The organism is Brevundimonas sp. (assembly GCF_052436175.1).
Taxonomy (GTDB): Bacteria; Pseudomonadota; Alphaproteobacteria; order Caulobacterales; family Caulobacteraceae; genus Brevundimonas.
On sequence record NZ_JBQVNM010000084.1, the window covers coordinates 1 to 9,272 of the forward strand.

Consider the following 9,272-nt stretch of genomic DNA (forward strand, 5'->3'; position numbering starts at 1 on the left):
GCGGCGGTCATGGCGGCGGCTGGAACCGTGGCGGCGGCTGGAACAGCAACGTCAACGTCAACGTGAACAACAACGTCAACGCCAACGCGAACGCCAACGCGAACAGCTACAGCGGCGCTTACGGCGGAAGCTCCTACTTCAACGCCCGCTCCTACAGCGGCTACGGCTCGCAACGCTTCGGCGGCGGCTACGGCGGCGTCAGCGGCGGCGACTACTACTCGCCCATGGGGCCGGACGGCAACGCGGGCATCCAACTGTCGGGCATCTCCGGCCCCAGCGCTCCCTTCGGCTACGTGGTCGCCGGCTTCGGCCGCGCCTATGGCAACCGCTACTCGACCCGCCCGGTCGATCCCTGCGCCGTCTATGCGCCGAGCGGTTATCAGGGCGGCTATCAGGGCGGCTACTCGCAGAGCTACAGCCAGGGCTACTACCAGGGCGGGTACGCCCAGGGTGGCTACGGTCATGGCTACAGCCAGGGCGGATACGGCGGCGGCTACGGCTATGCACCTTCGGTCTGCGCCCCGGTCGCCCCGCCCCCGCCCTATTACCCGCCGGCGCCCCAGCCGTCCTACTGCGGCCCCTGTTCGGCCCCGGTGGTCCAGGCGCCCTTCTACGGCGTGCGTCCCTCAGCGCCGGTCTATATGCAGGCCCAGGGCGTGCGGATCGTCTCGCCGCCGGTGAACGTCCCGCCGCAGCGCGTCTACATCCAGGGCCCGCCGGTCATCGTCGACGCCCCGCCGGTCAACATCGCCCCGGCCCAGATCTATCTGGAGGCGCCCAACGTCCGCGTCCGTCCGTCGGAAGTCACCGTGGCCGAGCCGGAAATCCACTTCGTCGAGCCGGATCCCAACCGTCCGCCGCCGGAAGACTGCTGCGAGGTCTCGGGCCACTCCGGCCCGATCGCCCTGCCTCCGGAAGGCCACGGCGGCCATCACGGCGGCCACGACGAGGGTTACGATCGCGGCGGCCGCGCCTACGAACAGGGCGGCACGCGCATCACCTACGGCCAGCCTTCGGACAGCCACTTCCAGTAAGGCCGGCGGTCAGTCCGCAACGATCAGGGGCGTCGCACTTCGGTGCGGCGCCCCTTTTCCGTCGGGGTCGCTTTCGTCAGTGCTGGCCGGAGGCCGTCGTGTCCAGGGCGGCCAGGCGCAGCACCACATCGTCCACCTGAACCCCGCCGCGATCGACGACCAGGTTCTGGTAGCTGCTCTGGCCGTCGACGGTGCGCGAGGTCACCCCGTCCACGTCGCGGTTGAACTGACGCCGCAGATAGGTGGTCAGCTCGCCGGCCGTGACCATCCGGTCGCCGTCGGCGTCCGCCTCCCCGGCCATCCCGGTCCTCAGGAAATGGGCCAGATAGCCGCCGGCCGAGAACTTGTCGGCCACAGCGCTGGTCAGGTCCTCTTCCGAGCTGAACAGCCCCATCACGCCCGGGCGATCCACCACGTTGCGCGCGAAGCCGCCCGAGAAGCAGCTGTCCAGCACCAGCATCGCCAGCCGTGTCCTCAGGCTCCCGAACAGGCTCGCCATCTCGGCATCCGAGATCGACCCGTCGCGCAGGCTGATGGATTCCGTGCGGCCGTCCGGCTCGATCGCACTGACCTGTCCGGGATCGGACTGGGAGCCGTGGCCCGAGAAGAAGAACAGGAACATGTCGTCTGGCCCGGCCTGGGCCGCCACGCGCCGGAAGGCGTCGCGAACCCCGGCGACCGTGGCCTCGGCGTTGGTCAGGGTCACGCTGGACGGATTGAGCACGCCTTCGCGACGCAGGGATTCCGCCAGCTTCAGCGCGTCCTCGTCGGTGTAGTTCAGGTTGCTGGCGCGGCCCGCATAGTCGGACACCCCCACCATGACGGCGAAGACGCGCGGCCCGCCCTGCACCGCCGCCTGACGCGGCGAACCCTGGCTGGGCTGGACGCTGAGACGATAGGAGCCGCTCTCGCCGGGGGCGAAGGAAGTCACCGACACCGTGTAGTCGCCGTCCTCGCTCAGAACCGTGTCCAGACGGCTGTCCGTCCCGCCCGAACCGCCGTCGTCATTGTCCACCGACTGGCCCGAGGGCGAGCGCAGGATGGTGTAGGCGTCAAAGGCCGACGAGGTCAGCTCCACCGCCACCCGCTGGCCGCGCCGTGCGGTGAACCGGATGCGATCGACAAACTCGCCGCTTTCCAGGGTGTCGTCGCCGGCCTGCAACACCCCGCTGACGGTCTGGCCGATACGGATCATCCCGTCTGTCGCCGCCGGGACCGCGCCCGGCGTCGGCCGCGCGGGCTGATAGTTCGATCCGTCCGCCACGGTCAGCCGATAGGCGCCCGTCTCCCCGCCCGCGAAGCTGGTCGCCGAGATGGTGTATCGGCCGTCCGCCGGCAGCGTGACCAGCAGCCGGCTGTCGCTGCCCCCGTCTTCGGAATCGTCGTTGAAGCGCGAGAAGTCGCCCGGCCCGCTGATCTGGACATAGGGGTCGAACTCGGTCGAGGCGAGACGCAGGTCCAGCTGCTGGCCCTGACGCCCCTCGAAGGTGAAGTCGTTGACGTATTCGCCCGACGCCAGGGTCCGAGCGCCCGCCGCCAGACGCCCGTTTCGCGTCTCGCCCAGCCGCAGCGCCGGTCCGGTCGCCGCCGCGACCTCGGCAACGGGCGCCGGGGCCCCGTCTCCGGGCTCCAGCGCCAGTTGATAGGCGCCGCTTTCGCCCGACCGGTATGTGGTGGCCGAAACCCGCACCTGTCCGTCGGCCGGGGCGGTGAAAGTGATGCGGCTGGCGTTCGACCCGCGCTGCGAGGCATCGTCGTCATTGTCCTCGCTCAGCCCGCCCGGCCCCCGCACCAGCAGATAGGGGTCGAAGTCGCCGGAGCTCAGCCGCAGCGTATAGGTCCGGCCCTCGCGTACATCGAGCGTCCAGGTATCCACGAACTCGCCGGAACTCAGGGTCGAATCGCCCCGCGCCAGCCGCCCGGACGTCGTCCCCGCCTCCAGCGCCCCGTTCGAGGCCGCCGTCTGTGCGCCGGAACTCGTCTGACGCCCGTTCAGATTGCCGAACTGATTGCCGCGCGGCCGAGCCGGGGGCGTCAGCTGGGCGCGCGGTTGCGCGGCGGGCGTCGTCGATCCGCCGCTGTTGAAGCTGAGGGCGTAGCGCCCCGTTTCGCCCGACTCATAGCTGGTGGCGGTGATGGTGTAGTCGCCCGTGGCGGGCAGGCGGACGGTCAGTCCCGCGCTGCGATCGCCCTCGGCCGCATCGTCATTGTCCTCCGAGAAGCCGTCCGGCCCCTTCAGGATCAGGTACGAATCGAAGTCCGAAGACGTCATCCTCAGATTGACCCGATCGCCCGAGCTCCCCCGGAAGCGATAGCCATCGGCGTATTCGCCACTGTCGAGGGTCTGGTCCCCGCGCTGCAACTGGCCGTTGACCGTCTGTCCCGGAGAGATGTCCTGCTGGGCCAGGGCGGGCTGGGCGAGCAGTGACAGTGCGGTTGTGGCGGACAGAAGCGTCTTGAACATGTAGGTTCCCCCGAACGCCGTGACATTGGCGCCGAGCCTTCCTTCTGTCATCTCGTCCCTCGCGCCACGCCTGTCGGTTCCTGACCGGACGGCTCGGCAAACACCATTCGGCCACGTTCCCGGTGCATGGGGCGCGCCCTCCCCTTTCTACGCCAGCTCAGCGCGCTGACCGCAGCGCGCACCAAACGGATTCCCGATGCCCTTCCCCGCCAGCCATCCCGCGCTCGATCGCGCCCTCGCCGACCGTGGCTACGCCGAACCGACCCCGGTTCAGTCCGCCGTGCTGGAGGCTGAGCCCGGCCGCGACCTGCTGGTCTCCGCCCAGACCGGCTCGGGCAAGACCGTCGCCTTCGGCCTGGCCCTGGCCCACACCTTGCTCGGCGACCTCGACCGGGTCGAGGACAACGCCGCCCCCCTGGCTCTGGTCATCGCGCCGACGCGCGAACTGGCCATGCAGGTGTCCAAGGAGCTGGAGTGGCTCTACGCCTCCGCCGGCGCCCGCATCGCCACCTGCGTGGGCGGGATGGACCCGCGCGCCGAGCGTCGCGTGCTGGATCGCGGCGCGGCCATCGTCGTCGGCACCCCCGGTCGCCTGAAGGACCATCTGGAGCGCGGCGCCCTGGACCTGTCGGCCCTGCGCGCCGTGGTGCTGGATGAGGCCGACGAGATGCTCGACATGGGCTTCGCCGAGGATCTGACGGCCATTCTCGACGCCGCCCCGGCCGAGCGCCGCACCCTGCTGTTCTCGGCCACCCTCGCCAAGGACATCATCGCCCTGGCCCGCACCTACCAGAACGACGCCCTGCGCATCGACACCACCTCCAAGAACGCCCCCCACGGCGACATCGAATACAAGGCCATCCGCGTTCATCCGAACGAGGTTGAAATCGGCGTCGTCAACGTCCTGCGCTACTTCGAAGCGCCCGGCGCCCTGGTCTTCGCCAATACGCGTGAGCGGGTGAAGCACCTGACCGCCGCCCTGCGCGAGCGCGGCTTCTCCGTCGTCGGCCTGTCCGGCGAACTGACCCAGAACCTGCGTTCCGAGGCGCTTCAGGCCCTGCGTGACGGCCATGCCCGCGTCTGTGTGGCCACCGACGTCGCCGCGCGTGGCATCGACCTGCCCGACCTCGGTCTGGTCATCCATGCCGAAGTGCCGGTCAACAAGGCCGGCCTGCTGCACCGCTCGGGCCGCACCGGCCGGGCGGGCAGGAAGGGCGTCTCGGTCCTGATGGTCAGCTACGCCCGCCGCCGCAAGGCCGAGCTGATGCTGCAATCCGCCGGCATCGTCGCCGAATGGTCCGGCCCGCCGACCGCCGAGATGATCGAGGCCAAGGATCACGAGCGGATGATGTCCGACCCGATCCTGACCGCCCCCGCCGACGACGAGAACCTCGCCCTCGGCCGCCAGTTGCTGGAACGCTCGTCGCCGGAACAGGTCGCCGCCGCCCTGATCCGCCTGTATCGCCAAAAACTGCCGGCGCCCGAGGACGTCCGCGACGACGAGCGCATGGCCCGCGCCCAATCGACCGGCAAGAACGATCGCGGCCAGAAGGACGGCCCCCTGACCGATTTCGCGCGCGGCGGCGAGATGGTCTGGTTCCGCATCAACGTCGGCCGCGACAAGAACGCCGATCCGAAGTGGCTAATGCCGACGATCTGCCGCCTCGGCGACGTGTCCAAGCCCGAGATCGGCGCCATCCGCATCTTCGACCGCGAGACCAAGTTCGAGATCGTGAAAGGCGCCGAGGACCGCTTCCGCGCCGCCATCGCGCGCGGCCTCGAGGACGGCATGACCATCGAAACCGCCGTGGCTCCGGGTCCGAAGGACAAGCCGGTCAGCCGCTGGGACAAGTCGCCGCGCCCCCCACGCCGAGACGACGATGACCGCCCGGCCCGCGCGCCGCGGCCGCTCCGTCCCCACGCCGATGCGCCGAAGAAGCCCTGGGCCCCGCGCCCGGCGGCCGAAGTGAACGACGCCCCGACGGCCCGCCCGGTCGATGCCGAGGGTAAGTGGATCAAGCGCACCAAGGGCACGCCCACGCCCGAAGGCAAACAGCCATGGGTGGACAAGAAGAAAAAGCCCTGGGCCCCGCGCGCCGACGCCGCCCCCGCTCCCGCCTCGGCGGGCGAACTACCCTGGAAGGGCAAGCCGAAAGGCAAACCCGTCGGCGGCGACCGGCCTTGGGCCGCCAGGGACGCGCGCGGCAAGCCGGCAGGCAAGCCGTTCAAGCCGAAGAAGCCGCGCGGCTGACGTTTGTTGAAGGCGGCGGATTTCTCCGCCGCCGCTTCACCCCGCCGATGTAACCGTTTACGGTGCCCGCAAAACAAGACTTGCGGGATGTGAAGCGTATGGCCGGAGTGCGGCTCGAGGGCGTGAAGAAGAACTTCGGCGCGACCCAGGTTCTAAAGGGCGTCGATCTGGATATCGCCGACGGCGAGTTCGTGGTGTTCGTGGGCCCCTCGGGCTGCGGCAAGTCCACTCTGCTGCGCACCATCGCCGGTCTGGAAGAACTGTCCGCCGGCACCGTCTCGATCGGCGACCGGGTGGTCAACGACCTGAGCCCGTCGGACCGGGGCATCGCCATGGTCTTCCAGTCCTACGCCCTCTATCCGCACATGACGGTACGCCAGAACATGGCCTTCGCCCTGACTCTGGCGAAGACGGACAAGGCCGAGATCGACCGCCGCGTCACCGCCGCCGCGGAGACCCTGAACATCACCGACTATCTGGACCGCAAGCCCAAGGCCCTGTCCGGCGGCCAGCGCCAGCGGGTCGCCATTGGCCGGGCCATCGTGCGCGAGCCCGAGGTCTTTCTGTTCGACGAGCCCCTGTCCAATCTCGACGCCGCCCTGCGGGTGCGCATGCGCTACGAGTTCGCGGGCCTGCACGAGCGGCTGAAGACGACAATGATCTACGTCACCCACGACCAGGTCGAGGCCATGACCCTGGCCGACCGGATCGTGGTCCTCAACGGCGGCCTGATCGAACAGGTCGGCAGCCCCATGGAGCTCTACGACCACCCCGCCAACCTCTTCGTCGCCGGCTTCATCGGCAGCCCGAAGATGAACCTGATCCCGGCCGAGGTCGTGAAGGCCTCGGCGACCGGCGCGACGGTGAAGACCGTCTCTGAAGACGCGATCGACGTCGCCGTTGATGCGTCATCGGCCAAGCCCGGCGATACGGTCACCCTCGGCGTTCGCCCCGAACATCTCGAGATCGCGAAGACGAAGGGCGTCGAGACCTCGGTCACCTTCGTCGAGACCCTCGGCCACGCCACCTACGCCTACCTCGCCTATGGCGACGCCGCCCTGACGCTGTTGGCCCCCGGCGACGCGCGACTGGCGGCGGGTCAAAAGGTGTCCGTGGCGATCCCCAGGGCCCAGGCCCACCTGTTCGACGCCGAGGGTCGGGCGTTCAGGCGTATCTGATGCCCACGCTCCCATAACCGTCACCCTCGGGCTTGACCCGAGGGCCGGACGTTGTGCGCCACCGGTTGTCTGACAGGTGGAGCAGCCGGTTCGTTCAGCTCCTCGAAAGCGCGCGCCGGAACACCCGATCCTCGGGTCAAGCCCGAGGATGACGGAGCAGGATGGGTGCGCCCCCTACCGCTTCCGGAACCGCGCCGCCTCGGCGGCCATCCCCGCGCCCCAGGCGTCCTTCTCCTCGGGAGGCTCCGGAACGAACGGCGCTTCCGGCAGGCTGCCCGCCACGCCCCGGATGGCCAGCCACAGGGGCTCGCTGAACACCGGCAGCATGCGCAGCGGCTTGCGCTTGCCGTCGGTCACATCCCAGCCCGCATCCTCGAAGGCCGCGATCTGTTCGACGGAGGGCAGACGCTCGATCCGGTCCCAGTCGGCCGGACGTTCGGCGTCCTCGGCCTGCTCCGCCGTCAGGCCGAAGTTGGCGACCAGACAGGCGTCCACCTCGGGGAACTCGTCCCGTCGCGACGGGTCGGCGTAGCCGGGCTTCATCAGGGCCTTCGTCTCCAGATCGGAGACGCCGGGCAGGTCGATCAGGCGGCGCAGAGCCGAATGCTTTTCGGGGGTCATGGACGCGGCTTAGACCCGCCCCGACAGACCGCGCAAGCCTAGCGGATCTCCACCCGCCGCGCCCCGGCCGGGATCTTCAGCTCGCCCAGATCCCATTTGGCGCTGCGCCCGTCGATCCGCGTCCGCGTCGGCAAAGGCGTGCCCTGCGGCCAACGAATGACATAGCCGCCGGGTGCCTCCACCCCCTGGGCGATGTCCACCACGATCACCCCGCTGTTGCGCACCATCAGATACGACAGCGGCCCATAGGGGGTGCGCACGTCCCGCACGCCGACGCCGGTCGCCGTATCCAGCCAGTCGTGAGGAATGCCGTCGGCCAGCACCATCGCGTGGTCGCTGTCCCGCTCATAGACGAACAGGTCCAAGGCCGAGCGGATATAGTCCGAGCTGATCCAGGCGTGAGGCATGTCGCCGATGAAGCGTGGCTCGCGCAGGTCGCGCCCAACCACCTCGGCCCAGCCGTTCCAGGCGGCAGGACGCCGGTCGGCGAAGAAATAGTCCAGCGCCTGCATCGCCCGGTCGCGCCGCCCCAGCCGGGTCAGGACGCCCACGTTGCGCAACTCATAGGGGGTATAGTCCTTCCAGCCCGTCGCATTGGTCTGGCGGGCGACGAAGTTCTCCCAGTATTTCTCGAACGTCCGCTTCAGCAGGCCCTGGGGCAGGTTGGCCTGCTCGCCGCCGGGCGACAGGCCGATGGTGGTGGAGGTGGCGTCGAAATCGCCCCGGTCGGCCGCCCCCGCGATCCAGTCGATCCGGTGCCGCACCGCCGTCCCGCTGATCGAGGCGCGCAGGTCGCGGGAGAACTGGTCACGAGAGGCCGCGATCCGCGTCGCCGCCGCCCGGTCGCCCAGGGTCTCGGCGATGAAGACCGCGTCCTTGTAGCCGAGCAGGCCCCAAAAATCGTCCCAGTAGGACCAGGCCGCCTTGTCCGAATAGCCCTCGTGGCTGATCGTCGGCGGCAGGAGGCCGAACAGATGCCGGTTCTCGCGCGTGCGGTTCTCGGCCGTGCGGGTCGAGGCGCGGAGCTGATCCATATAGGAAATGGCCCCCTGAACCTGCGGCCAGACCGACCGCAGCAGGGCCTCGTCCTTCGTGTATCGATACGTCTCCGCGGCGAGGAAGACGAACTCCCCGTGGCTGTCGTTCTCCGGCACCGGATCGGCGCCCCGCTGATCGACGCAACACGGCACCTTGCCGTTGGCGAAAACATAGGGGGCGTACCAGCGCAGGTATTCCGCCGACAGATCGGCATGGCCCAGACGGTTGAGCCCCTCGGCCATCATCGCCCCGTCGCGGATCCACGATCGGTTGTAGCTGCGGGTGCCGGGCTGGAGGATCGGTCCCTGTCGCGACATCAGCATGTGCGCGAGCGAGGTCTTCATCGTGTCCTCGATCCGCTGCCCCTGCGGCGGCACGATCAGGTCGAACCGGTCCAGCTTGCGCCGCCACTCGGATTCCACCCGCTGCTGCACCCCGCCGAAGTCAGTCATGAGGGCGTCGGCATAGTCGCCCGCCAGCGGCGCCACGAACCCGAAAGTCCGCGTCTCGCCGGGCTGCAACGTCACCTCGTAAAGCGCCGCCGCCGCCGCCAGACCCGCCGGATCGCGCACCGACAGGCCGCCGTCTGCGCCGGCCCTCCCGGACGCGATCAGGGCCTGCGGGTCCGCGCCCGCCTCGAAGGCCGCCCCGACCACGCGGTCGGCCTCGCTCGCGAACCTGACGGT

At 69.5% G+C, this 9,272-nt stretch carries 5 protein-coding genes and 1 pseudogene; 3 read left to right on the top strand and 3 right to left on the bottom strand.

Annotation, left to right across the window (positions count from 1 at the left end):
• Positions 1–1,034: hypothetical protein (locus ACT6QK_RS13930; protein WP_444598425.1), on the top strand; the 1,034-nt coding region annotated here is incomplete at its 5' end.
• Between the two features lie 76 nt (positions 1,035–1,110).
• On the opposite strand, the gene ACT6QK_RS13935 is transcribed toward ACT6QK_RS13930, so the two are convergent.
• On the bottom strand, positions 1,111–3,549 hold the full coding sequence (locus ACT6QK_RS13935) for a pre-peptidase C-terminal domain-containing protein (protein ID WP_444598426.1): 2,439 nt from the start codon (positions 3,547–3,549) through the stop codon (positions 1,111–1,113).
• A gap of 145 nt (positions 3,550–3,694) precedes the next feature.
• Between ACT6QK_RS13935 and ACT6QK_RS13940 the strand changes: the two genes are divergently transcribed.
• On the top strand, positions 3,695–5,749 hold the full coding sequence (locus ACT6QK_RS13940) for a DEAD/DEAH box helicase (RefSeq protein ID WP_444598427.1): 2,055 nt from the start codon (positions 3,695–3,697) through the stop codon (positions 5,747–5,749).
• A gap of 98 nt (positions 5,750–5,847) precedes the next feature.
• On the top strand, positions 5,848–6,927 hold the full coding sequence (locus ACT6QK_RS13945) for an ABC transporter ATP-binding protein (RefSeq protein WP_444598429.1): 1,080 nt from the start codon (positions 5,848–5,850) through the stop codon (positions 6,925–6,927).
• A 174-nt stretch (positions 6,928–7,101) separates the two neighbouring features.
• Here ACT6QK_RS13945 and ACT6QK_RS13950 read toward each other — a convergent pair whose 3' ends face one another.
• Together ACT6QK_RS13950 and ACT6QK_RS13955 are read right to left on the bottom strand one after the other, a co-directional pair.
• Positions 7,102–7,548 (bottom strand): hypothetical protein, encoded by a 447-nt coding sequence (locus tag ACT6QK_RS13950; RefSeq protein ID WP_444598428.1) that lies wholly within the window; start codon positions 7,546–7,548, stop codon positions 7,102–7,104.
• A 38-nt stretch (positions 7,549–7,586) separates the two neighbouring features.
• Positions 7,587–9,272: pseudogene (locus ACT6QK_RS13955) on the bottom strand (discoidin domain-containing protein); the annotation flags it as partial.

Bases quoted from the DNA above. Each gene is read 5' to 3' on its own strand.
- ACT6QK_RS13940 (WP_444598427.1), top strand. From the start codon at position 3,695: ATGCCCTTCCCCGCCAGCCATCCCGCGCTCGATCGCGCCCTCGCCGAC.
- ACT6QK_RS13935 (WP_444598426.1), bottom strand. From the start codon at position 3,549: ATGACAGAAGGAAGGCTCGGCGCCAATGTCACGGCGTTCGGGGGAACC.
- ACT6QK_RS13950 (WP_444598428.1), bottom strand. From the start codon at position 7,548: ATGACCCCCGAAAAGCATTCGGCTCTGCGCCGCCTGATCGACCTGCCC.
- ACT6QK_RS13945 (WP_444598429.1), top strand. From the start codon at position 5,848: ATGGCCGGAGTGCGGCTCGAGGGCGTGAAGAAGAACTTCGGCGCGACC.